This window comes from Commensalibacter sp. W6292M3, from assembly GCF_016101315.1.
Classification (GTDB): domain Bacteria; phylum Pseudomonadota; class Alphaproteobacteria; order Acetobacterales; family Acetobacteraceae; genus Commensalibacter; species Commensalibacter melissae.
The window spans coordinates 1-1,015 of the sequence record NZ_JACFQT010000011.1 but is presented as its reverse complement, the minus strand read 5'-3'; the positions used below and the strand labels follow the sequence as shown (position 1 = coordinate 1,015).

The 1,015-nt window shown below is 48.2% G+C and carries 1 protein-coding gene; it reads right to left on the bottom strand.

What is annotated here, in order from left to right:
* Positions 1-1,015, bottom strand: a 1,015-nt coding sequence (locus tag H3T57_RS09040) for a hypothetical protein (RefSeq protein WP_198194183.1), incomplete at both ends; no start/stop codon positions are given.

Here is a 1,015-nt window from a genome sequence, read left to right as displayed (position 1 = left end):
ATTATTAGGTTTGAGAGGATTTTCCACTGGTGGAGCTATTTTGTCAGCAATTACCTGACCGATATTTGGCAGCTCTGTATTGACAGCATCAGCCGCGGCAACACCCGCAACCGTTGCGCCAACATCCCCGCCCCCAAGCGCAGCCCCTGTAATAGAGGCAATTCCAGAAGCCCCCATCTTCATTATGTCCCTGTCACTGATTTCACCAGATGGGGTGGCCGTTACATTCGTGCCCTTGCCGCCATTGGGCTTAAGGGCGTTCCCTGACTGCGCATGATTGTCCCGGTTGGGTTTCTTGTCATTGTAAACCGTGTTGATAATAGCATCCGATATGGTGTTGATCGTCTGCGTAATTTCATTCTGTTTCTTGAAATTGCTGTCAATTTTATTCGCATCAAACCGATCAGCAAGATAACCATTGGCTGCATCTGGATCACGAGAGATAGTGCCCGTAATTGATCCCGCATTGATGGTTATATTGTCCCCTATGGCCGCTTCCGTCTTAGAATGCTCATTATGTGTGGTAATATTACCCGTAAAGCCGGGACCAACAACCTTGTTCAAAACATTGCCGGGCAGTAGATTGTTTTCTTTCTCGTCAGTGGCTACACCGGCAACCGTATACTGGCTCTTGAGCGTTTCGGTTCCATTGACATTAAGTCCGCTCCAAATCGAATGGTTATCAAGACTGTTGCCAACCAACCTGTCTGTATTGATGACATTCTTCGAGGCATCTGCAGTGCTAGTAATCGCCCCACCATTGATGGTGGTCGTTCCACCAACATTGATATCAAGTCCCCCGCTGCCAGCCTCAATTCCAGAAACATGCTTTTCCGTTGAGAGATAATTGTTGTGAATATCCTTGACACCACCCGTGATTGTACCTTGGGATTCAGGTATGTCAGGAGAGCTGCCTCCAGCCAAACCAAAACCCGCAAGGGGTATCCCGGCCTGCATTCCAAGTGATTTCGAATCACTGTCATACCTGTTACGGTTTTGCGGTGTGGTTATGTTC